The 22,579-nt window shown below is 69.1% G+C and carries 19 protein-coding genes; 5 read left to right on the top strand and 14 right to left on the bottom strand.

From position 1 onward, the window contains the following. Positions 1-5: 5 nt before the first annotated feature. From BST38_RS26130 to BST38_RS26140, 3 genes are read left to right on the top strand one after another with little or no spacing between them, the layout of a single operon-like run. On the top strand, positions 6-821 hold the full coding sequence (locus tag BST38_RS26130) for an enoyl-CoA hydratase/isomerase family protein (RefSeq protein ID WP_083146413.1): 816 nt from the start codon (positions 6-8) through the stop codon (positions 819-821). A gap of 47 nt (positions 822-868) precedes the next feature. After that, positions 869-1,198 (top strand): ArsR/SmtB family transcription factor, encoded by a 330-nt coding sequence (locus tag BST38_RS26135; RefSeq protein ID WP_083146414.1) that lies wholly within the window; start codon positions 869-871, stop codon positions 1,196-1,198. Then, positions 1,198-1,818 (top strand): methyltransferase family protein, encoded by a 621-nt coding sequence (locus tag BST38_RS26140; protein WP_083146487.1) that lies wholly within the window; start codon positions 1,198-1,200, stop codon positions 1,816-1,818. Before BST38_RS26135 ends, BST38_RS26140 begins: the two co-directional genes overlap by 1 nt. On the opposite strand, the gene BST38_RS26145 is transcribed toward BST38_RS26140, so the two are convergent. Next, on the bottom strand, positions 1,808-3,850 hold the full coding sequence (locus BST38_RS26145; protein WP_083146415.1) for an NAD(+) synthase: 2,043 nt from the start codon (positions 3,848-3,850) through the stop codon (positions 1,808-1,810). The genes BST38_RS26140 and BST38_RS26145 overlap by 11 nt on opposite strands. Positions 3,851-3,952: 102 nt before the next feature. Here BST38_RS26145 and BST38_RS26150 point away from each other — a divergent pair, with 102 nt between their 5' ends. After that, positions 3,953-4,795, top strand: coding sequence for an NAD-dependent protein deacetylase (locus tag BST38_RS26150; protein WP_083146416.1), 843 nt, complete (start codon positions 3,953-3,955; stop codon positions 4,793-4,795). On the opposite strand, the gene BST38_RS26155 is transcribed toward BST38_RS26150, so the two are convergent. Beyond that, positions 4,785-6,062, bottom strand: a complete 1,278-nt coding sequence (locus BST38_RS26155) for a cytochrome P450 (protein WP_083146417.1) — start codon at positions 6,060-6,062, stop codon at positions 4,785-4,787. The genes BST38_RS26150 and BST38_RS26155 overlap by 11 nt on opposite strands. 66 nt (positions 6,063-6,128) lie before the next feature. Between BST38_RS26155 and BST38_RS26160 the strand changes: the two genes are divergently transcribed. Continuing rightward, the gene (locus tag BST38_RS26160; RefSeq protein WP_083146418.1) at positions 6,129-6,761 is read left to right on the top strand and encodes a TetR/AcrR family transcriptional regulator; all 633 of its coding nucleotides are present in this window, start codon (positions 6,129-6,131) and stop codon (positions 6,759-6,761) included. 10 nt (positions 6,762-6,771) lie between these two features. Here the strand turns inward: BST38_RS26160 and proB are convergent, their stop codons facing one another. The 12 genes from proB to BST38_RS26220 form a co-directional block, all read right to left on the bottom strand. Next, on the bottom strand, positions 6,772-7,887 hold the full coding sequence (gene proB / locus BST38_RS26165; protein WP_083146419.1) for a glutamate 5-kinase: 1,116 nt from the start codon (positions 7,885-7,887) through the stop codon (positions 6,772-6,774). Then, positions 7,884-9,323 carry a GTPase ObgE gene (gene obgE / locus BST38_RS26170; protein ID WP_083146420.1) on the bottom strand — a complete coding sequence of 480 codons (1,440 nt, stop codon included), beginning with the start codon at positions 9,321-9,323 and terminating at the stop codon, positions 7,884-7,886. The genes proB and obgE overlap by 4 nt, the downstream gene beginning before the upstream one ends. An 85-nt stretch (positions 9,324-9,408) precedes the next feature. Beyond that, positions 9,409-9,675, bottom strand: a complete 267-nt coding sequence (gene rpmA, locus BST38_RS26175) for a 50S ribosomal protein L27 (protein ID WP_083146421.1) — start codon at positions 9,673-9,675, stop codon at positions 9,409-9,411. Between the two features lie 18 nt (positions 9,676-9,693). Then, positions 9,694-10,017, bottom strand: coding sequence for a 50S ribosomal protein L21 (rplU, locus tag BST38_RS26180; protein ID WP_083146422.1), 324 nt, complete (start codon positions 10,015-10,017; stop codon positions 9,694-9,696). 156 nt (positions 10,018-10,173) lie between these two features. Further along, entirely contained in the window at positions 10,174-13,254 is a 3,081-nt protein-coding gene (gene rne / locus BST38_RS26185) for a ribonuclease E (protein ID WP_083146423.1), read from the bottom strand. A 310-nt stretch (positions 13,255-13,564) separates the two neighbouring features. Next, entirely contained in the window at positions 13,565-13,975 is a 411-nt protein-coding gene (gene ndk / locus BST38_RS26190) for a nucleoside-diphosphate kinase (protein ID WP_083146424.1), read from the bottom strand. Between the two features lie 10 nt (positions 13,976-13,985). Continuing rightward, positions 13,986-14,396: a DUF4233 domain-containing protein gene (locus BST38_RS26195; RefSeq protein ID WP_083146425.1), complete on the bottom strand. Its 411-nt coding sequence runs from the start codon at positions 14,394-14,396 to the stop codon at positions 13,986-13,988. Next, entirely contained in the window at positions 14,393-15,802 is a 1,410-nt protein-coding gene (gene folC, locus BST38_RS26200) for a bifunctional tetrahydrofolate synthase/dihydrofolate synthase (protein WP_083146426.1), read from the bottom strand. Before folC ends, BST38_RS26195 begins: the two co-directional genes overlap by 4 nt. Further along, the gene (locus BST38_RS26205) at positions 15,799-18,483 is read right to left on the bottom strand and encodes a valine--tRNA ligase (protein WP_083146427.1); all 2,685 of its coding nucleotides are present in this window, start codon (positions 18,481-18,483) and stop codon (positions 15,799-15,801) included. Before BST38_RS26205 ends, folC begins: the two co-directional genes overlap by 4 nt. 53 nt (positions 18,484-18,536) lie before the next feature. After that, entirely contained in the window at positions 18,537-19,130 is a 594-nt protein-coding gene (locus BST38_RS26210) for a DUF937 domain-containing protein (protein ID WP_083146428.1), read from the bottom strand. A 43-nt stretch (positions 19,131-19,173) separates the two neighbouring features. Next, complete coding sequence (locus tag BST38_RS26215) at positions 19,174-20,430, bottom strand: saccharopine dehydrogenase family protein (protein ID WP_083146429.1); 1,257 nt, start codon at positions 20,428-20,430, stop codon at positions 19,174-19,176. Positions 20,431-20,441: 11 nt separating this feature from the next. Continuing rightward, positions 20,442-22,454: a S9 family peptidase gene (locus tag BST38_RS26220; protein WP_083146488.1), complete on the bottom strand. Its 2,013-nt coding sequence runs from the start codon at positions 22,452-22,454 to the stop codon at positions 20,442-20,444. Positions 22,455-22,579 lie beyond the last annotated feature (125 nt).

Raw genomic sequence — 22,579 nt, forward strand, 5'->3', positions numbered from 1 at the left:
CCCCTGTGCCTTCTCCCGCCCGCCCCCCTGAAGGCGACTGGCTCGGCACCCCCTTCCTCCACTTCACCCGCGAAGGGCCGTTCGGCGTGTGCCGGCTGGACCGCCCCGAAGCCCGCAACGCGATGACCCCGGCGATGTACTTCGGCATCAAGTACGCGGTCAAACACGTCGAGGCCGACCCGGACCTCGCGGGGCTGCTGATCACCGGCACCGGTGACGTGTTCGCCCCCGGCGGCGACATGGGCGGCGGCGGGGCCGACAACTGGATGACGTTCGGGCCCGCGCTCGGCATGGACGCGCTGCCCTTCGACACGCTGCGCCAGTCGGCCAAGCCGGTCGTCGCCGCGGTCAACGGCCTGTGCCAGGGCGGCGGACTGCAGATCGCGCTGTGCGCCGACATCGCCGTCGTCAGCGAGCGTGCCACGTTCCGGGTGCCCGAGCTTTACCGCGGCATCGCCGACACGTACTACAGCCACATGCTGGCCCGGTTGATCGGCCCGGTGCGCACCCGCGACCTGATGTTCACCGGGCGCACGCTGACCGCCGCCGAAGCCCACGACTGGGGCATGATCGCCCGCGTCGTCACGCACGACGAACTCCAGGACGCGGCCCGGGAGGTGCTGGCGCAGTGCTGCCGCACCGCCCCCGGCGCGCGCACGGTGGTCAAGTCGAGCATCGACGACTACATCGGCCTCTACGACCGCATCGGCATGCAGGCCAGCCTCGGCGCCCCCGAATCCATCGAAGGCTTCCTGGCGTTCAAGGAGCGGCGTTCGCCGTCCTGGGTGCACCCGGATCTGCGCATCGACGGCAGGCTCTGAATAGTTCAGCCTTTCCTGAATACAGAATCAGATGTACTGTCTCGGTCATGAAGACAGTCATCGGCCGTGACGCGCTGGCCCGTTTCGGATCCGCCCTGTCGGATCCGACCCGTGCGGAGATCCTGCTGATCCTTCGGGACGGGCCGGGCTATCCGTCCGAACTGGCCGACCGAATCGGGGTGTCGCGCCAGATCCTGTCCAACCATCTGGCCTGCCTGCGGGGTTGCGGACTGGTCGCCGTCAGCCCGGAGGGCAGACGCAGCCGCTACGAACTCGCCGATCCCCGCATCGCCCATGCGCTCGCCGACCTCGTCGGTCTGGTGCTCGACGTGGACCCGGCGTGCTGCCCCGCCGCCGGCGACAACGCGTGCTGCTGATGACTCCGTCTACCGCGGCTGTCGTCGCGATCGCGTTGTTCGTCGTATTCGGAGCCCTCGGATTCGGTTGGCGCAGTTGGGTGCAACACCGCAGGACCGGCTCCACCGGATTCAAGGGCATCAGCGGACGGCCCGGATCGGTCGAATGGTTCGCCGGGGTCGGGTTCGTCGCCGCGATCGTCGTCGGCGTGGCGGCACCCACGCTGCAGTGGGTGGCACTGGTCGCACCGCTGCCGCTCCCGAACTGGGTGCCGGTGGCCGGAACAGCGATCGCGGTCGCCGGGATCGCGGCGACCGTCTACGCGCAGATCGACATGGGCGACTCGTGGCGCATCGGCGTCGACCACAGCGAGTCCACGACGCTGGTGCACCGCGGCGTGTTCGCGGTCGTGCGCAACCCGATCTTCACCGCAATGCTGATCTTCGGGTTCGGGATCATGCTGGTGACGCCGAACGTCGTCGCGATCGTCGGTTTCGCGCTGTTGCTCGTCACGATCGAACTGCAGGTACGGGCCGTCGAGGAACCGTACCTACGGAAGGTCCACGGTGCGGCCTACCGCGAATACCTCGCCACCGTAGGGCGTTTCGTGCCGCGGGTCGGCACCACCCCTATTCGATAGGGATGCTGCGTTCGATCTCCTCGAGCCAGATGCGCGCCGACATGTCCGACGGCGCCCGCCAATCCCCGCGCGGCGACAGCGATCCGCCCGCGGACACCTTGGGGCCGTTGGGCAGCGCCGACCGTTTGAACTGGCTGAACGAGTAGAACCGCTGAGCGAACACCTGCAGCCAGTGCCGGATCTCGTTGAGCGAGTAGCTCGGCCGCTTCTCCTGCGGGACGCCGACGGGCCAGTCGCCGCGGTCGGCGTCGCTCCACGCATGCCAGGCAAGGAATGCCACCTTCGACGGCCGGAATCCGTAGCGCAGCACCTGGAACAGTGAGAAGTCCTGCAGCACATAGGGCCCGACCTTGCCCTCGCTGCTCTGGATCTCCTCGTCCTCCCCGGCCGGAACGAGCTCGGGGCTGATCTCGGTGTCCAGCACCGACTGCAGCACGTCGTTGACCGTGTCGTCGAACTGGTTCGACGAGATCACCCAGCGGATCAGGTGCTGGATCAACGTCTTCGGCACCCCGCCGTTGACGTTGTAGTGCGACATCTGGTCGCCGACACCGTAGGTCGACCAGCCCAGCGCCAGCTCCGACAGATCTCCGGTGCCCAGCACGATCCCGCCGCGCTGGTTGGCCAGGCGGAAAAGGTAGTCGGTGCGCAGACCGGCCTGCACGTTCTCGAAGGTGACGTCGTAGACCTTCTCACCGCGGGAGAACGGGTGGTCCATCTCGGAGAGCATCAACTCGGCAGTGGCCTTGATGTCGATGGTCTCGAACGTCACTCCGAGCGCTTCGGCCAGCCGGGTCGCGTTGTTCCTGGTGCGGTCGCCGGTGGCGAAACCGGGCATGGTGAACGCGAGAATGTCGCTGCGGGGCCGCTCTTCCCGGTCCATCGCCTTGGCCGCGACGATCAGCGCGTGCGTGGAATCCAGACCGCCGGACAGGCCGAGGACGATCTTCGGGAAGTGCAGCGCGCGCAGCCGCTGTTCGAGCCCTGAGACCTGGATGTTGTAGGCCTCGAAGCAATCCTGTTCCAGCCGGGCCTCGTCGGCGGGCACGAACGGGAAGCGCTCGACCTCGCGAAGCAGCCCGATGTCGCCGTCGGGCGGGTCGAGCCGGAACTCGATGCGACGGAACGAGTCCTCGTCGATCAAGTGGTGACGGCGGTTGTCGTCGAAGGTGCCCATGCGCACCCGTTCGTTGCGCAGCAGCTCCAGGTCGACGTCCGCGGTCGAACGGCGCGGTCCCTTCGGGAAGCGCTCGGACTGCGCCAGACACACCCCGTTCTCCCAGATCATCGTCTGCCCGTCCCAGGCCAGGTCGGTCGTCGACTCCCCTTCGCCGGCGGCGGCGTAGACATAAGCGGCCAGGCAGCGCGACGATGCCGAGCGCGCCAGCAGAGCGCGGTCCTCGGCGCGACCGATGGTGATCGGACTGCCGGACAGATTCGCCAGCACCGTGGCACCGGCCAGCGCGGCCTCGGCGCTGGGCGGCACCGGGACGAACATGTCCTCGCAGATCTCCACGTGCAGGACGAACGCCGGCACGTCGACGGCGGTGAACAACAGGTCGGGCCCGAACGGCACGGTGCCGTCACCGAGCCGGATCTCGCCGCGCTCGTCGTCACCCGCCGCGATCTGCCGCTTCTCGTAGAACTCGCGGTAGGTCGGCAGGTAGGACTTCGGCACCACCCCGAGCACCCGGCCGCGGTGGATCACGACGGCGGTGTTGTAGATCCGGTGGCGGTGGCGCAGTGGCGCGCCGACCACCAGCACCGGCAGCAGGTCGACAGATCCGGCGACCACCTCGAGCACCGCCTCGTGCACGGCTTCGAGCAGCGCGTCCTGCATCACGATGTCCTCGATCGAATAACCGGACAGCGTGAGCTCAGGGAAGACCGCGAGCGCGACGTTGTCGTCGTCGCATTCGCGGGCAAGCGCCAGCACCGTCTCGGCGTTCGCGGCGGGATCGGCGAGGGCGGTGTGATGGGTGCACGCGGCGACCCGCACGAATCCGTGCCGGTAGGCCGAATAGAAATCCATGCCTCATTGTTGCCCGAACCCGCCGCGGCTATACATGCCCCCTCCGGTACCGCTGACCAGCGCGTCTCCACCACGCCCCGACCGTGGCCTACATTCGACTACGTGGAAGCACCCGAACTCGTCTCGCTGTTACAGGGGCGGCGCATCGCGGTGCTCACCGGCGCGGGCATGTCCACCGACTCCGGGATTCCCGACTACCGCGGGCCGGATTCCCCGCCGAGCAACCCGATGACCATCCGGCAGTTCACCTCGGATCCGGCGTTCCGGCAACGCTACTGGGCACGGAACCATCTCGGCTGGCGGCACATGGACCAGACGCTGCCCAACGCCGGGCACCGCGCGCTGGCCGCTCTCGAGCGCGCCGGTGTGGTGACCGGGGTGATCACCCAGAACGTCGATCTGCTGCACACCAAGGCCGGCAGCGAGGTGGTGGTCAACCTGCACGGCACCTACGCCCAGGTGATCTGCCTCGACTGCGGGTACACCATGTCGCGCACCCTGCTGGCCGAGATGCTGGAGGCGGCCAACCCCGGTTTCGCCGACCGCGCGGCGGCACTGGGTGGTATCGCGGTCGCCCCTGACGCCGACGCGGTCGTCGCCGACACGTCGTCGTTCCGGATCGTGGACTGCCCGCGCTGCGGCGGCATGCTCAAACCCGACATCGTCTACTTCGGCGAGAGCGTGCCCAAGCAGCGCGTCGAGGACGCCTACGCCCTCGTCGACGCCGCCGACGCGCTTCTCGTCGCCGGATCGTCACTGACCGTGTACTCGGGCTTCCGGTTCGTGCGGCACGCGGTTGCGGCCGGGCTTCCGGTCGCGATCATCAACCGCGGCCGGACCCGCGGCGACGAACTCGCGACGGTGAAGATCGACAACGGCTGCTCGCCGATGCTGGCGCTGCTGGCCGACGAGCTGCCCGCGGCCGGGGCCAGCCTCACCAGGTGACGGGCATCCGACGCACTGCGTGGATGAAATTGCCTGCCACATAGGACGGTTCACCGGCCTGCAGATCGGGGATTTGGGTGAGCAGTTCATCGAAGATCGCGCGCAGCTGCGCGCGGGCCACGTGTGCGCCGAGGCAGAAGTGCCTGCCACCGCCACCGAAACCGATGTGCGGGTTTGGATCCCGGCCCAGATCGAACCGTTCGGGGTGGTCGAACACGGCGGTGTCCTGATTGCCCGACGAGTAGAACATCACCACCTTCTCGCCCGCGGCGATCTGCCGGCCGCCGAGCACGTAATCGGTTGCCGCCGTGCGACGGAAGGTCATCACCGGGCTCGCCCACCGGATGAGCTCCTCGACCGCGACGCCGATCCGGTCCTCGAACGACGCCGTCAACCAGGCGCGCTGCTCGGGGTGATCGGTGAGCGCCTTCATCCCGAGGCTGGTGGTCTGGCGGGTGGTGTCGTTGCCCGCTACCGCGAGCAGCACGAAGAATGCGGCGATCTCCGCGTCGGTCAGGCGGGCGCCTTCGACCTCGGCGTGCACCAGCGCGCTGAACAGGTCGTCACCGGGGTTCTCGCGGCGTTCGGCGGCCAGACTCAGCGCCACCTGGTGCAGGTACATCTGGCTGGAGACCAGCACCTCCAGCGGATTCCGGCCGGCGAGGTACTCCTCGTCGCCCCAGCTGACCAGCGCGTCGGCAGCGTCGGCGACCGCGTGCCGTTCGGATGCGGGAATGCCGACCATGTCCGACAGCGTGCGCACCGGTAGCTCCTTGGCGCAGTGGCTGACGAAGTCGACACCGCTTCCCGCCGCCCTCAACTCGGCCACGATGTCGCGGGCGTTCGCCTTGATCGAGTCCTCGATGCGACGGACCTGACGCGGGGTGAACGCGGCGTGGACGACCTTGCGGATCAGCGTGTGCCGCGGCGGATCCATGGCCAGGAACGACTGGCTGGCCTCGAGCAGTTCCTCGGGGACGTTCTCGAACAGCACGCCCTTGCCCGACAGGAACACCTCGCTGTTGCGGCTCACCTCGACGATGTCGGCGTGCCGGGTGACCGCCCAGAAGCCGGGGTCGGCCGGATCGGGCATCAGCGAGTCTTCGACGGGCGGATGCCAGCTCACCGGGCGCTCGGCGCGCAGTTGTGCGAACGAGCGTTCCCGCTCGGCGGCGGTGGTGGCCCAGAACGCCCGCGAGGACAGATCGATGGGGTCGTATGACCGACCCGACGGATCGGCTCTTGGTGTGGGCGTGGTCACAGTCATGGCGGCGACAATACGACTAGACACTATGTCTAGTCAATGGCGTCAGGCTTCGGATACGCTCGGGCGATGCCCTCGGTCACCAGAAAACCGCAGGCCAGTCGGCAGGAGCGGCGCGAGCAGATCGAACGCAAGCTGCTCGAGGCCACCGATCGGCTGATGGCCGACGGGGCGAGTATCACCGAGCTCAGCGTCGACCGGCTGGCCACCGAGGCGGGGATCTCGCGGGCGAGCTTCTACATCTACTTCGAGGACAAGGGCCATCTGCTGCGCCGGCTGGCCACCCAGGTCTTCGTCGATCTCACCGAGGCCGCGCAGCGCTGGTGGTCGGTCGCCGACCGGCTCGACCCCGCCGATGTGCATTCCGCGATGACGGCGATCATCGCCGCCTACCGCCGACATCAGCCCGTGCTGGTGGCGCTCAACGAGATGGCGCCGTACGACACCGCGGTCGGCGACACCTATCGGTCCCTGCTCGCCGAGGTCAGCGACGGGTTCAGGGCGGTGATCGTCGCCGGGCAGAAGGCCGGCGCGATCCGCCCGCAGCTGCCCCCGGACACGACCGCCCAGGTGCTGGTGTTGATGGTCGAGCGCACCTGCCAGCAGAACCTGCCGTCAAAGCCCACGTCGTTCGACGCCGAATTGGCCGGGGTGCTGACCGAATTGGTCTGGGGCGCGCTGTATCTGAAGGCCGGCCTCTGACTGCTGGCCGCTAGACCGCGACGAGATCGTCGGCGTGCACGGCGGGGCGGCGCATCTCGGCGGGCAGATCGGCGGTGGACCGGCCGAGCATGGTGGCCAGCTCGGCGGCATCGTAGGCGACCACCCCGCGGGCCACCATGGTGGCGTCCTGGTCGCGCAACTCGACCACATCGCCGCCGTAGAAGCGGCCCGACAACGAGGTGATTCCGGCCGGAAGCAGCGAACGCCGTTGCTGAACCACCGCCTTCACCGCACCGGCGTCGAGCGTGAGCGCTCCTGAGGACTCCGCGGCGTAACGCACCCAGAACCGCCGCGCCGACATCCGCTCCTTACGGGGCGCGAATACCGTTCCGACAGAGGCGGTTTCGAGAGCGGCCGCCGCGTCGGAGGCGGCCGCCAGCAGCACCGGGACGCCGGCGTCGGCCGCCAGGAGCGCCGAGGACAGTTTGGAGACCATCCCGCCGGTGCCCAGGTTGCTTCCCCGGCCCGCGGTGACACCGTCCAGGTCGTCGGGGCCCGCGACCTCGGGGATGAACCGGGCCGGATTGTCCTTGGACGCCTTGCGCGGGTCGCCGTCGTAGAGACCGTCGATGTCGCTGAGCAGGATCAGGGCATCCGCGCCGACCAGATGGGCCACCAGCGCCGAAAGGCGGTCGTTGTCACCGAATCTGATCTCGTTGGTGGCGACGGTGTCGTTCTCGTTGACGATCGCCACGGCGTGCAGCGCCCGCAGCCGGTCCAGGGTGCGCTGGGCGTTCGTGTGCTGAACCCGCATCGAGATGTCGTGCGCGGTGAGCAGCACCTGGCCCACGGTGCGGTCGTATCGCCCGAACGCGGCGCTCCACGAGTTCACCAGCGCCACCTGCCCCACGCTGGCCGCCGCCTGTTTGGTGGCCAGATCGGTGGGTCGCTTGGTCAGCCCGAGCGGCTCGATGCCCGCGGCGATCGCACCCGAGGACACGATCACCACATCGGAGCCGGACTTCATCCGCGCCTCGATGGCGTCGGCGAGATGCTGCAGCCTGCCGGTGTCGAACACCCCGGCCGGGGTGGTCAGCGCGGTGGTGCCGATCTTGACCACCACGGAACGAGCATCGCGAATGGCCGCGCGGTGGACCGAGTTCACTCGCTCGACTCCCGACGCGCCTTCCGTGCCGCCTTGCGCTCGTCTGCCCCGATCCGGTCGGTCTGCTCGAGGCGGATGTCGGTACCGCGGCCCGACAGATGGCCGTCGACACCGGCCGGCGTCTGCGGCTCCCAGTCGAACGTCATGTCGCCGATCGTCACCGCACATCCGGGCCGCGCGCCTTGCTTGAGCAGTTCGTCCTCGACGCCGAGGCGGGCCAGCCGGTCGGCGAGATAGCCGACCGCCTCGTCGTTGTCGAAGTTCGTCTGGGCCACCCAGCGCTGCGGCCGGGTGCCCTTGACGACGAATCCGCCCGTCCCATCCGGCTGCACGCTGAAACCACTGTCGTCCACCGGGACCGGCCGGATGACCGGGCGGCGCGGCACCGCCGCCGGCTGGGCGGCACGGTAGGCGGCGACCATATCCCACAGCGCGAACGTCAACGCGCGCAGACCTTCTCGTGCCACGGTCGAGATCTCGAAGACCGGCCAGCCGAACTTCTCCTTGATCTCGTCACGGACGAAATCGGCCAGTTCGCGAGCCTCGGGCACGTCGATCTTGTTGAGCACCACCGCGCGTGGACGTTCGGCGAGATCGCCCAGCGTCGTATCGCCTTGCAGCGTCGGGGTGTAGGCCGCCAGTTCGGCCTCCAGCGCCTCGATGTCCGAGATCGGGTCGCGGCCGGGCTCCAGCGTCGCGCAGTCGACGACGTGCACCAGCACGGCGCACCGCTCGATGTGGCGGAGGAAATCCAGGCCCAGGCCGCGTCCTTGCGACGCACCGGGAATCAGCCCGGGCACGTCGGCGACGGTGAAGGTGTTCTCCCCCGCCGACACGACGCCGAGGTTGGGCGCCAGCGTGGTGAACGGGTAGTCGGCGATCTTCGGCTTGGCCGCGGAGATCGTCGACACCAGCGAAGACTTACCCGCCGACGGAAAACCGACGAGGCCGACGTCGGCGACCGTCTTGAGTTCGAGGGTGAGATCGCGGACCTCACCCTGCTCGCCGAGCAGAGCGAAGCCGGGAGCCTTACGCGCGCGGGAGGCCAACGCCGCGTTGCCGAGCCCGCCCCGGCCACCTGCGGCGGCCTCGAAACGGGTACCTGCGCCGACCATGTCGGCCAGGATCTGGCCGTGCTCGTCGAGGACGACGGTGCCGTCGGGAACCTTCACCTCGAGGTCGGCGCCTGCGGCCCCGTCGCGGTTGCTGCCTGCGCCCTGCTTACCCGACGGTGCCACCACGTGCGGGTGGAAATGGAAGTCCAGCAGCGTGTGGACCTGAGGGTCGACGACGAAGATGACACTTCCGCCGCGACCGCCATTGCCGCCGTCGGGGCCACCGAGAGGCTTGAACTTCTCGCGGTGGACGGACGCGCAGCCATTGCCGCCGTTACCCGCCCGCGCGTGGATGACGACGCGGTCGACGAACCGGGGCATCGGTGATCCTTTCCATGACGAAATCTACGTTTTGCCGCCCGAAGCGTGAAGGCCGGTCAAAACGCCGATCTCGACGTCAAGGACCTCAGGCGTCGGTACGGGCGACGCGGACGATGTTGACGTACTTGCGACCGCGCTTGGTGCCGAACTCAACGGCGCCGGGTGCGGTGGCGAACAGCGTGTCGTCGCCGCCACGGCCGACGTTGACGCCGGGGTGGAAGTGAGTGCCGCGCTGGCGGACCAGGATCTCGCCGGCCTTCACGATCTGGCCGCCGAACCGCTTGACGCCGAGGCGCTGCGCGTTGGAATCGCGACCGTTACGTGAGCTGGAAGCGCCCTTCTTGTGTGCCATGTCTGCTCGCTCCCGTCGTTACTTGATGCCGGTGACCTTGAGCACCGTCAGCTGCTGACGGTGGCCCTGGCGCTTGTGATAGCCGGTCTTGTTCTTGAACTTGTGGATACGGATCTTCGGGCCCTTGGTGTGCTCGAGGACCTCGCCGGTGACGGCGACCTTCTCCAGCGCCTTGGCGTCGGTGGTGACGTTCGCACCGTCGACGACCAGCGCGACGGGCAGCGAGACCGATGCGCCGGGCTCTGCGTCAAGCTTCTCCACCTTGACGATGTCGCCGGCCGCGACCTTGTACTGCTTGCCACCGGTCTTGACGATCGCGTACGTGGCTGATTTGGCTGCCATCGCTAGGTCTTCCTCTGCTCTGCGTGCGGGCGCGCATCACCGGGGTGTGCGTGCGGGTCTTGGTGCGGGATCTCGTCCCGTCTCCGGCCGGCTGTGGGCAGGCCCTGGAGACAACTGGTCAAGGGTACGTGACCAGCGGGTAGAGGGTCAAACCGCTCAGTCGCGAGTGGGTGGGCCCGCCGGACGCGCAGCCGCGCGCCTGCGTTGCCTGCCCACTGGAGCAGCGACTATGGGTTCATCCTCGTCGTCGGAGTCGTCATCCTCGTCGTCGGAGTCCTCGTCGTCAGAGTCCTCGTCGTCGGAGTCGTCCTCGTCAGAGTACTCATCGTCGTCTTCGGAGTCCTCGTCCTCGTCGGAGTACTCTTCGTCGTCTTCGGAGTCGTCTTCGGAGTCCTCGTCGAGATCTTCCAGGTCGTCGTCCTCGTCGTCTTCATCGTCGTCGAGGTCGATCTCGTCGGTGTCGTCGGAGTCGTCCTCGTCCGAGTCGTCTTCGTCGTCAGAGTCGTCTTCGTCGTCAGAGTCGTCTTCGACACCGAACTCGTCTTCGGTGGGCACCGGCGTCGTGTCGTCGTCGAGCTCGTTGATCTCGTCGGTCGGCGTGGTGTCCTCGCCGTCCTCGCCGTCCTCGTCCTTGCCGTTGGCCGCCGCCATCGCCTTGAACATCGGGTGGTCACCGGGCAGGTGGGCGGGCACCTTCGTGACCTGAACCTCGGGTTCGGCCTTGGCACCGCGCTTGCCGCGCTTACCGCGGCGTCCGCCGCCACCGCCACCGCCGCCGTTGTTGTTGCCGGAGTCGGCCTTGCGTCCGCCGGAGCTCTGCGCCGACTCGATCGGATCGCCATGCAGCACGATGCCGCGGCCTGCGCAGTGCGTGCACGTCGTCGAGAACGCCTCGATCAGTCCGGTGCCGAGCCGCTTCCTGGTCAGCTGAACCAACCCGAGCGACGTCACCTCCGAAACCTGATGCCGAGTGCGGTCGCGGGCCAGCGCCTCGGTGAGGCGGCGCAGCACCAGATCCCGGTTGGATTCGAGCACCATGTCGATGAAGTCGATGACGATGATGCCGCCGATGTCGCGCAGCCGCAGCTGCCGGACGGTCTCCTCGGCGGCTTCGAGGTTGTTGCGCGTGACGGTCTGTTCCAGGTTGCCCCCGGAACCGGTGAACTTGCCGGTGTTGACGTCGATGACCGTCATGGCCTCGGTGCGATCGATGACCAGGGTGCCGCCCGACGGCAGCCACACCTTGCGGTCCATCGCCTTGGCCAACTGTTCGTCGATGCGGTGCACGGCGAACACGTCGGGCCCGTCCGGGCTCGCGGGTTCGTACTTCGTCATCCGGGGCAGCAGCTCGGGCGCGACGGCGGTGACGTAGTCGCTGATGGTCTTCCACGCGTCGTCACCCGACACGATCAGCCCGGAGAAGTCCTCGTTGAACAGATCGCGGATGACCTTGACCAGCACATCGGGCTCTTCGTAGAGCGCGACGGCGGCGCCGGCCTTCTTCTGGGTGACCTCGGCGGCCTTGGCCTCGATCTCACTCCACCGCTTCTGCAGCCGCTCGACGTCGGTGCGGATGTCCTCTTCCTTCACGCCCTCGGAGGCGGTGCGGATGATCACGCCGGCATCGGACGGGACGACCTCTTTGAGGATCTCCTTGAGGCGCTGCCGTTCGGTGTCGGGCAGCTTGCGGCTGATCCCCGTCGACGACGCGCCCGGCACGTACACCAGGTAGCGGCCTGCCAGCGACACCTGGGTGGTCAGGCGGGCACCCTTGTGTCCGACGGGGTCCTTGCTGACCTGGACCACGACGTAGTCACCGGGTTTGAGGGCCTGTTCGATCTTGCGCTGGGCGCCGCCGAGGCCGGCGGCTTCCCAGTTGACCTCACCGGCGTACAGCACGCCGTTGCGGCCGCGGCCGATGTCGACGAACGCCGCCTCCATCGAGGGCAGCACGTTCTGCACGATGCCGAGGTAGATGTTGCCGACCAGGGACGCCGACGCCGGCGAGGTCACGAAGTGCTCGACGACCACGCCGTCTTCGAGGACCGCGATCTGGGTGTAGCGGGCGCCTTCGTGCGGCGGCTCGGTACGCACCTTGTCGCGGATGACCATCGTGCGTTCGACGGCCTCGCGGCGGGCCAGGAACTCGGCCTCGGACAGGATCGGTGGCCGACGCCGGCCCGCGTCGCGTCCGTCGCGGCGGCGCTGGCGCTTGGCCTCAAGGCGGGTGGAACCGCTGATGCCCTGGATCTCGTCGTTCTTGTCGCCCTTGTCCGACCGTCCCGATTTACGGGGTTCGCGCTCGTGGACGACGGTGTTCGGCGGATCGTCGGGAGAACCGCTGGCGTCGCCGTCGTCATCGGAACCGGACTTGCGGCGGCGCCTGCGCCGACGCCGGCGGGTGGTGCCGTCACCGGACGTGCCCTCGTCGTCACCGTTGTCGTCGTCCTGATCATCGGCGGCCTCACTACCCGACTGCTCGGCCTCGGCGTCGCCGTCGGTGTCCGCATCGGTGGCGGCCTCGTCACCGTTCTGCTCACCGCGGCCCCGTCCGCGTCCGCGGCGTCCGCGGCGGCGGCGTTTGGCGGCGGGCCGGCCGGACTGGTCGTCGGAGTCCGAATCGGCGTCATCGGCGTCGTCGTCGGCGCCGTCGGTGGCGTCGTCGTCATCGCTGTCGTCGTCGTGGGCGTGGTCGTCGAAGCGGACGGGCTGCGGCGCGACGAACAGCGGCAGGTAGTCGGCGGGTTCGGCGACTGTGCGGGTCTCGGGGGTCTCCAGGATGAGCCGGGATTCGGGCTCCTCCTCGGCGGGAGCCTCGGCTGCTTCCTCGGCGGGGGCCTGAGCTGCGGGCTCTTCGGCGGAGGGGGCTTCTGCGACCGGCTCTTCGGCCGAGGGGGCTTCGGTGACCGGTTCCTCGGCGGGGGCCGCCTGGCTCTCGACCGCATCGGTGGCGATCGCGGTGGGGGCCGGCTCCGGCTCGGGGGCCGCCAGCACCTCGCGTACCCGGTCAGCCTCTTCGCGGCCGACCGTCGAGTGCGCGCTGCGGGCGCGGCCGTCGAGTTCGACGAGCGCGTCGATGATCCGTCGGCTCGTGGTGCCCAGCACCCGGGCCAGCGAGTGGACCCTGACCTTCTCGGGCGTCGGAGCCGCGGGGGCTTCGACGGGCGGCTCGGCTATCTGCTGAGGCGCTTCCGCGAGGTCGTGGTTCGGATCTTGATTCTGCTCATTGTCAGCCACGTATTCTCCTCAAGCCCCCGGGCGCGTCGATTAGCTGACGCGGCCACGCGAGGGCTTCTGTTGTGTGTCCGGGCTACCAACTCCCGGACTTGTAATGGTCTCGCTCCGAGTGATCCCGAAAGAACGATCTCGGTGCCTGTCTGAATGATGGCCGGACGGTCTGCGCCGCACCGTGGGTAGACGGTGGTCGCGCTCGTCGAAGTCTTCATTCGGGTGCTCGGCCCGGGTTGTAAGGCCGGTCACCCTCGACCATTATCCCACACCTCGGAGAGTGATCCGCGAAGGCCGGGGTCGGCCCGGCGATGCGGCCTCAGAGCTCGGGGAACCAGAGGGCGATTTCGCGGGCCGCGGAATCCGGCGAATCGGAGCCGTGGACCAGGTTGAACTGCGTCTCCAGGCCCAGGTCACCCCGGATGGTGCCGGGGGTCGCCTTCTCGACGGGATCGGTGCCGCCGGCGAGTTGCCGGAACGCCGCGATCGCCCGCGGGCCTTCGAGCACGGCCGCGACCACCGGGCCGGAGGTGATGAACTCCAGCAGCGAGGGGAAGAACGGCTTGCCCTCGTGTTCGGCGTAGTGCGCGCGGGCGGTTTCGTCGCTGACGTTCTTCAGCTCCAGGGCGGCGATCGCCAGGCCTTTGGCTTCGATTCGGCTGATGATCTCTCCGATGAGGCGGCGCTGCACACCGTCGGGCTTGATCAGTACGAGAGTTCGCTCAGTCACGCAGGACAGCCTATCGGGGATCGGGACGCTGCCCCGGAAGCAGGCCCCGCTTCTGCCGGCGCAGCACCTCCGCGCGCAGGTAGGCGATGAGCAGCCACACCACGATGAACAGCAACCCGATGAAACCGATGCCGGGATAGAGGAACCAGCCGGCCACGAGCGGCAACTGCATCCCGAGGTTGGCCCACAGCGCCCACGGGCGGCCCTGCACCCCGGCCAGGAGCACCAGCAGCACCGCGACGCCGAGGACATAGGTCGTCGTCCACACGGTCAGGCCCGGACCGACGGCGCCGACCACCGGCAGCGCCAGCAGCACGACGACGGCCTCCAGGATCAGCGTCCCCGCCATCACGCCCCGGAAGCTCTTCCACGGATCCGGTGGCGGCGGGCCGGCGGCGGGTTGCGGCGGTTGCTCGCTCATGCGGGGTCCTTTCCGAACAGCGTGCGCGCCGCACCGGCGGTGACCACCGATCCGGTGATGACGATCCCGGCGCCGCTCATCCCGGCGGCGTCGCCGTCACTTCCGGACTCCTCGACCAGCGCGGTCGCGGTCTCGATCGCGTCCGGGAGGGTCTCCGCGGTGATGACCCGCTCGGGCCCGAAAAGCTCCTCGGCCTTGACCGCCAGCGCGGCCACCTCCAGTGCTCGCGGGGATCCGTTGTGGGTCACCACGATCTGGTCCAGTACAGGTTCCAGCGCCGCCAGGATGCCGTCGACGTCCTTGTCCCCCATCACCGAGACGACACCGACCAGGAAGCGGAAGTCGAACTCGTCGCGCAACGTCTCCGACAGCGCCGCCGCCCCGGACGGGTTATGCGCGGCGTCGATGAAAACCGTTGGTGCGCTGCGCATCCGCTCCAGCCGTCCGGGCGAGGTGACCGAGGCGAATCCGGCCCGCACGGTGTCGAGGTCGAGCTGGCGCTGCGCGCCCGCGCCGAAGAACGCCTCGACGGCCGCCAGCGCGAGCACCGCGTTGCGGGCCTGGTGCTCGCCGTGCAACGGCAGGAAGATCTCCGAATACAAGCCGCCGAGGCCCTGCAGCTCGAGGAGCTGGCCGCCGATGGCGACCTGGCGGCCGACGACGGCGAATTCCGAGTCCTCCCGGGCGACCGCGGCCTCGGCGCGCACGGCCTGGGCGAGCAGAACCTCCATCGCCTCGGGCACCTGGCGGGCGATGACGGCGACGGTGTCGGTGGGCACCAGGTCGTCAGCCTGGCGGGTGATGATGCCCGCCTTCTCCGCGGCGATCTCGGCGACCGTACCGCCGAGGTAGTCGACGTGATCCAGCCCGATCGGGGTGATGACGGCGACGGGCGCGTTGACGACGTTGGTGGCGTCCCACCGTCCGCCGAGCCCGACCTCCACCACGGCCACGTCGACCGGCGCGTCGGCGAACGCGGCGAACGCCATCGCGGTGACGACCTCGAACTTGCTCATCTTGGGGCCGCCCGCGGCCTCGGACTGCTGGTCGACGAGCTCGACGAACGGCTCGATCTCGCGGTAGGTGTCCACGTAGGTCGCCGGGCTGATCGGCACACCGTCGATGGCGATGCGCTCGACGGCCGACTGCAGGTGCGGGCTGATGGTGCGGCCGGTGCGCCGGGAGAACGCGGTCAGCAGCGCGTCGACCATCCGCGCGACCGAGGTCTTGCCGTTGGTCCCGCCGATGTGGATCGACGGATAACCCTGCTGCGGCGATCCGAGCATCTCCAGCAGCGCCGAGATCCGGCTGGTGCTCGGCTCGATCTTGGTTTCGGGCCAGCGTTGGTCGAGCAGATGTTCGACCTGCAGCAGTGCGGCGACCTCGTCGGGCGTGGGTTCGGTCATGAGAGTGCGGCCAGCCGCGCCTTGATCCGTTCCACTTCCTCACCGGCGACCTGCTGGCGCGCCCGGATCTTGTCGACGACCGCCTCGGGAGCCTTGGCCAGGAACGCGTCGTTGCCGAGTTTCGCCGACGTGCCGGCCAGCTCTTTCTCGGCGGCGGCGAGATCCTTTTCCAGCCTGCGGCGTTCGGCGTCGACGTCGACGGTGCCGGAGGTGTCCACCTCGACGACGACCGTGGCCGAGGACAACCGCACCTCGACCGCCGCCGACGGGGTGAAACCGTCGGCGGGCGGGGTCAGCCAGGCCAGCGCGGTGACGGCGGGCACGTGGGCGTCCAGACCCGCGGCGGTCACCTCCGACAGCCGGGCAGGCACCTTCTGCCGGTCGGCCAGGCCCTGGTCGCTGCGGAACCGGCGGACCTCGGTGATCAGCTTCTGCATATCGGCGATCCGTTGCGCCGCAGCATGATCGGCCGCGAATCCGCTGGGCTGCGGCCAGTCCGCGATGACCAGCGACTCACCCCCGGTCAACGTCTTCCACAGCACCTCGGTGACGAACGGCATCACCGGGTGCAGCAGCTTGAGCAGCGTGTCCAGCACCGCGGCGAGCACCGCTGTAGTGCGTGCGGTATGTGCCTCTTCCTGGCCGAGTTGGACTTTCGCCAACTCCAGATACCAGTCGCAGAACTCGTCCCACGCGAAGTGGTAGAGCGCCTCACAGGCCCGGTTGAACTCGTAGGCGTCGAGGGCGGCGTCGACGTCCGCGCGGACCTCTTCGAGCCTGCCGAGGATCCACCGGTCGGCGTCGGTCAGTTCGGCGGCCGGCGGCAGCGGGGCCGGGCTGGCCCCGTTGAGCAGTGCGAACCGGGTGGCGTTGAACAGCTTCGTGGCGAAGTTGCGGGACGCGCGGGCGTGGTCCTCGCCGATCGCGAGGTCGCCGCCCGGGCTGGCGCCGCGGGCCAGGGTGAACCGCAGCGCGTCGGCGCCGAAGGCCTCCACCCAGTCCAGCGGGTCGATGCCGTTGCCGCGCGACTTGCTCATCTTGCGGCCGAACTCGTCGCGGATCAGGCCGTGCAGGAACACGTTCTCGAACGGCACCTGCGCACCCCGGGCGCCGTCGCCGGTGATCGCCGGGTCGTCGCCGACGAAGGTGCCGAACATCATCATCCGGGCCACCCAGAAGAACAGGATGTCGTAGCCGGTGACCAGCACCGTCGTCGGATAGAACTTCTCCAACTCGGGGGTGCGGTCCGGCCAGCCCATCGTCGAGAACGGCCACAGCGCGGAGCTGAACCAGGTGTCCAGCACGTCCGGGTCCTGTTCCCAGCCCTCGGGCGGGGTCTCGTCGGGGCCGACACAGACGGTCTCGCCGTTGGGGCCGTGCCAGATCGGGATGCGGTGGCCCCACCACAGCTGGCGCGAGATGCACCAGTCGTGCATGTTGTCCACCCAGGCGAACCACCGCGGTTCCAGGCTCGCCGGATGGATCACGGTGTCGCCGTTGCGGACTGCGTCGCCGGCCGCCTTGGCCAGCGACTCCACCTTGACCCACCACTGCAGGCTCAGCCGGGGTTCGATCGGCTCACCGCTGCGCTCGGAATGCCCGACGCTGTGCAGGTACGGCCGCTTCTCGTCGACGATGCGGCCCTGGGCGGCGAGCGCCTCCCGCACCGCGACGCGGGCCGCGAAGCGGTCCATGCCGTCGAACTGCGTGCCGGTGTTGGCGACGCGGCCCTTCGTGTCGAGCATCGTCGGCATCGGCAGCTGGTGGCGCAGGCCGATCTCGAAGTCGTTGGGATCGTGCGCCGGGGTGACCTTGACTGCGCCGGTGCCGAATTCGGGGTCGACGTGCGAGTCGGCGACGACGATGAGCTCGGTGTCGAGGAACGGGTGCGGCAGCGTCGTGCCGACGAGGTGGCGGTAGCGGTCGTCGTCGGGGTGCACCGCGATCGCGGTGTCGCCGAGCATCGTCTCCAGCCGGGTGGTGGCCACGACGATGTGCGGCTCGGCGTCGTCCATCGAGCCGTACCGGAACGACACCAGCTCACCCTCGACGTCCTCGTACTTGACCTCGAGGTCGGAGATCGCGGTCTCCAGCACCGGGGACCAGTTGACCAGCCGCTCGGCCTGGTAGATCAGCCCGGCGTCGAAGAGCCGTTTGAAGATCGTGCGGACGGCGCGCGACAGCGTCTCGTCCATTGTGAAGCGGTCGCGACTCCAGTCGACCCCGTCGCCGATGCGGCGCATCTGCGCCCCGATGGTGCCGCCGGACTCGCGCTTCCAGTCCCACACCTTCTCGATGAACTGCTCGCGGCCGAGGTCTTCCTTGGTCTTGCCGTCGGCGGCCAGCTGCTTCTCGACCAGCGTCTGGGTGGCGATGCCGGCGTGGTCCATCCCGGGCAGCCACAGCACCTCGTAGCCCTGCATGCGCTTGCGCCGGGTCAGCGCGTCCATCAGGGTGTGGTCCAGCGCGTGGCCCATGTGCAGGCTGCCGGTCACGTTGGGCGGCGGCAGCACGATCGAGTACGCGGGCTTGTCGCTCGCGGGGTCGGCGGTGAAGTAGCCGGCCTTGACCCAGCCGTCGTACAGATCGCTCTCCACCGCCCCCGGATCCCAGGACTTGGGCAGGGAGTCGAGCTCGGGGACGCCGCGCGCGTCACCGTCGGAATTGGGCTGGGAAGTCACCGCGCCATTCTAGGAAGTCCCTGCGGATGGTTCGGTCGCGCCCGACGGACCGGCTATTTTCGCCCGCCCAACAGGCCGCCCAGGATGTCGCCGAGGGGTCCGCCCTTGTCCCCGCCGAGCACGCTGCCCAGGATGCTGCCCAGCGGGTTGTCGCCTCCGCCGCCGGCGCCCTGCCCGCCGCCGAGGATTCCGCCGAGGATGTCGCCGAGTCCGCCCCCGGACTGACCCGACGGCGCGCTCTGCCCACCCGAGAGCTTCCTGCCGATGTAGGCGAGCACGATCGGCGCGAGGATCGGCAGCAGCTTGTTGATCAGCTCGCTGTTCCCGGCGCCGCCGCCGGACAAGGCCGAAGCGACCTGACCGGTGTCGTTGCCACCGAAGATCTTCGCGATCGCCTTGGATCCGTCGGCTTCGTCGACCTGGTCGACGTCGACGCCGCCGTCGAGCAGACCGCTGGCGGCGTGGTTGTCCGCCGCGGCGGCGATACCTGCCGCGGCGCCGGGGTCCGCGGCGTTGTGCTGCAGCCCGCCGACCAGCACCGGCAGCAGTGTTTTCACCGCGCTGCCGACCTCGTTCTCGTCCGCGCCCAGCCGCTGCGCGATCTGCTGTGTGGGTATCTGCGCGTAGAGATCATCGAGGTCGGCCATGATCCGACGGTAGACCCGCCGACCGGCGCCCGGAAGACTTCGGCTAGTTCAATCGCGTGACGTCGAGGGAGACCTGCGCGGCGGGGAATCGGGCCAGCAGCGCATCGCCCATCGCGGCCGCCGGGGTCAGGATTCCGTGCAGGTCGGACAGCTTGTCGCGGTCCAGCGCGAGCGCCAGGCCGCTCTCGCCGAGCAGCACCGCGGTGGCCTTGTACCCGGGGTCGCCCTGCTGCGACATCCGGGCCACGTAGCGCGCCCCCTTGGTGGTGGTGGTGTACGTCTCGACGGTGTAGTGACCACGCTCGCGGGTGCGTTCGTCGGGTCCGGTACCCGGCTTGGGCAGCACACGCTCGAGCATGCCGCGCGGGACGCGGTCGAGGAACCGGGTGCCGAGTCCGAAGGTGGCGGCATTGCCCGCCGTCGCCATCGCCGCGAGTACCGGTGCGGCCACGGAGCGGCCGAGGCTCATCTGCTCGGCGTACTCGAAGCGCCGGCCGTAGCCGTAGCCGAGCAGCGCGTTGCTCCGCCGCACGATCCGCGAGTTGGGGATCGCCATCGGGAACGCGCCCACCCAGTAGCCGGACAGTTCGGGGGCGATCTCCCGGCCGCGCCGCCACCGGGCGTCGGGTTGGGCCCCGAGTTCGGGTTCGGCGGCCCGGTCGGGGCTCAGCGTGTACGGATCCTCGACCAGCCGCCGTCCATCGGGGTCCTGTGCGGCCTCGCGCACGAACTCGATCATCGACGCCATGGTGCCGCCCGATACGCCGCCGGCGAAGCTCTTCGCGACGAAGTTGGTGTCGGTGAGCTCGCCGGTGCCGTCCTGCTGCGTCTGTCGGTACAGCGCGAACACCGTCAGATCGGACGGGATGGAATCGAACCCGCAGGCGTGCACGATGCGTGCCCCGGTCTCGACGGCCTGCTCGTGGTACTGGTCGATGGCCTTGCGGACGAACAGGCTCTCGCCGGTCAGGTCGGCGTAGTCGGTGCCCGCGGCCGCGCAGGCGGCCACCAGCGGCAGCCCGTAACGCAGGTAGGGGCCGACCGTGGTGATCACGACGCGGGTGCCGGCGGCCATCTCGTTGAGGGTCGACGGCTGCGACGCGTCGGCGACGATCAGAGGCCAGTCCTGCGCCGCCTCGCCGAGCGAGTCGCGCACGGCGAGCAACTTGTCGGTGGAACGGCCGGCCAGCGCGATCCGGGCACCCGTGCCGGCGGTGGCCAGGTATTGCGCGGTGAGTTTCCCGACGAATCCGGTGGCTCCGTACAGGACGATGTCGTGGTCGCGCTGGTTTCCACTCATGTCCGCCGACGCTACCCGAGCAGTTCGGGCACCCCGCTGTCCTCTCCGAGCACGTGCCCGCCGAGAAACGCGAGCACCACCTCGTACCAGAGCTTGGCGTGCTGCGGGCTCAGGACCCAGTGGTTCTCCGACGGGAAGTACAGGAACCGGTGCACGGTGGAGCCCGTTTCGGGACCGGAGTCGGCGGCGGGCAGCGCCGAGCGGCTGAGCAGGTCGTACCACAGCCGCAGCGCCTCGCCGATCGGCACGCGATAGTCCTTGTCGCCGTGGATGACCAGCATCGGGGTCCGGATCTGGTCGACGAAAAGGTGCGGCGAGTTCGCGCTCGTCATCTCCGGGGTCATCTCCCTGGCCCACCAGTAGCTGCCGTCGGTGGTGCCGCCGAACTGGTCGAGCGCCCACAGGCTGGCGTGGGTCACGATCGCGGCGAAACGGTCGGTGTGGCCGGCGATCCAGTTCGCCATGTACCCACCGAACGAACCACCCATCGCCGCAGTGCGGGTGTCGTCCACCCTCGGATGCGCGCATGCCGCGTCGGTAGCCGCCATCAGATCGGTGTACGGGGCGAAACCCCATGCCCCCCAGCCGCGTTGGATGAAGTCCTGGCCGTACCCGGTGGACAGCGCCGGGTCGGGCAGCAGCACCGCATAGCCCTGCGCGGCCATCAGCCACGGATTCCAGCGCCAGTGCCAGGTGTTCCAGCTGCCCAATGGGCCGCCGTGGATCCACAGCACCAGCGGCGCGGGTGCTTCCCCGTCGGGCAGCACCAGCCACGACCGGACCGGCATCCCATCCTCGGCGGTGGCGGTGATCTCGGTGAGGCTTCCCGGAAGTTCGGGCAGTGCAACGCAATCCAGCACGGTCACCGATCCGTCCGGGTCGATCCGGACCGGATGCTGCGGGGTCGAATACGAGCCGCGCAATGCGAAGAGCACTCCCCCGGGCGCGGTGCGCACGTCGGAGTAGGTGTGATCGTCGGCGACGACGGCATTCACCGCCCCGGTCTGCGGGTCCACCGCGAAGATCGGCCCGCGCCCGTTCTCGTCGGCGGTGACGATCAGCGTCGAGCCGTCGTGCGACCAGGTCACCGAGGTGGGCCAGCGGTCCCAGCCACCGGTCAGCTCGCACGGTTCTTCGCCGAATCGCAGCAGCCCCAATGTGATCCGGGGCGCTTGATGCGGCGTGGACAGAGTCTCCCGCAGATACGCCACCGACTGTCCGTCCGGAGCGATCGCCGGGAACCCGAGGTCGGCGCCGGGGTCGTCGGCGATCACGGCGCGCTCTGCCGTCGCCATGTCGATCCGGACCAGGACGCTCCGCAAGGCCGCCCCCGGTGCCGCGACGTTCCAGGACGTGACCACGAAGGTGCCGTCTCGACTGATGTCGAAGTGACTGTCGCGCAGCGCGCCTGCGGGGTCGGGAGTGAGATCGCGGCGAGTGTCGCCGTCGGCGTGGAACAGGTGCGTCTGCGCGGGCCCGATGTCGTGATCCCAGGACCGCACCGGGTATCCGGTGTGCAGGATCGCCGACACCTTGTTGTCCTTGCGCGCGGCGCGCAGCTTCTCGTCGGCGTCGAGGTCGGTGGCCGAGGGCAGCATCGACGAGGCCAGCACGGTCGCGCCGCCGGCGGACACCACGCCGTCGACACCGCCGGGCATCGTGCACACCTGGTAGGCCTCCCCTCCCGGCGCGGGCAGACACCACAACGCCTTGGGCGGCTTGTCCTCACCGGCGTCCGGCCGGGAGGCCAGGAAGAGCAGATCGCCGTCGGCGGTGAACGCCGGAGCCGACTCCCCCGTCCTGCCGTGGGTGATCCGCCGGGCCGGCAGGCGCCCTGCCGGGTCGAGTTCCCACAGCGCGCTGACGAACTCGGTGCGCTTGTCGTCGAGCGCCGCGACGGTCGTCACGACGCGGCTGCCGTCGGGCGACACCGCCAGTCCCGAGACCCGGGGCAGGGACAGAAACTCGTCGAGGTTGTGAAACGGTGTGCTGGATACCGGATTCGCGTCCGAATGAGCGGCCATGCCTTCTTCGTAACACAGCACACCGTACGACTTCACACGGAATTAACTCGCCTTGACAGGTGGGACACATTCCCACGGTTAGCGTCAACCCTCGTACACCATCAGTACCTCGAGAACACTACGAA

Source organism: Mycolicibacterium parafortuitum (genome assembly GCF_002086815.1).
GTDB classification, from domain to species: domain Bacteria; phylum Actinomycetota; class Actinomycetes; order Mycobacteriales; family Mycobacteriaceae; genus Mycobacterium; species Mycobacterium parafortuitum.

Coding starts and splice junctions, on each gene's coding strand:
- BST38_RS26135 (WP_083146414.1), top strand. CDS start 869: ATGAAGACAGTCATCGGCCGTGACGCGCTGGCCCGTTTCGGATCCGCC.
- BST38_RS26140 (WP_083146487.1), top strand. CDS start 1,198: ATGACTCCGTCTACCGCGGCTGTCGTCGCGATCGCGTTGTTCGTCGTA.
- BST38_RS26145 (WP_083146415.1), bottom strand. CDS start 3,850: ATGGATTTCTATTCGGCCTACCGGCACGGATTCGTGCGGGTCGCCGCG.
- BST38_RS26155 (WP_083146417.1), bottom strand. CDS start 6,062: ATGACTGTGACCACGCCCACACCAAGAGCCGATCCGTCGGGTCGGTCA.
- BST38_RS26160 (WP_083146418.1), top strand. CDS start 6,129: ATGCCCTCGGTCACCAGAAAACCGCAGGCCAGTCGGCAGGAGCGGCGC.
- obgE (WP_083146420.1), bottom strand. CDS start 9,323: ATGCCCCGGTTCGTCGACCGCGTCGTCATCCACGCGCGGGCGGGTAAC.
- rpmA (WP_083146421.1), bottom strand. CDS start 9,675: ATGGCACACAAGAAGGGCGCTTCCAGCTCACGTAACGGTCGCGATTCC.
- rplU (WP_083146422.1), bottom strand. CDS start 10,017: ATGGCAGCCAAATCAGCCACGTACGCGATCGTCAAGACCGGTGGCAAG.
- BST38_RS26195 (WP_083146425.1), bottom strand. CDS start 14,396: ATGAGCGAGCAACCGCCGCAACCCGCCGCCGGCCCGCCGCCACCGGAT.
- folC (WP_083146426.1), bottom strand. CDS start 15,802: ATGACCGAACCCACGCCCGACGAGGTCGCCGCACTGCTGCAGGTCGAA.
- BST38_RS26210 (WP_083146428.1), bottom strand. CDS start 19,130: ATGGCCGACCTCGATGATCTCTACGCGCAGATACCCACACAGCAGATC.
- BST38_RS26215 (WP_083146429.1), bottom strand. CDS start 20,430: ATGAGTGGAAACCAGCGCGACCACGACATCGTCCTGTACGGAGCCACC.
- BST38_RS26220 (WP_083146488.1), bottom strand. CDS start 22,454: ATGGCCGCTCATTCGGACGCGAATCCGGTATCCAGCACACCGTTTCAC.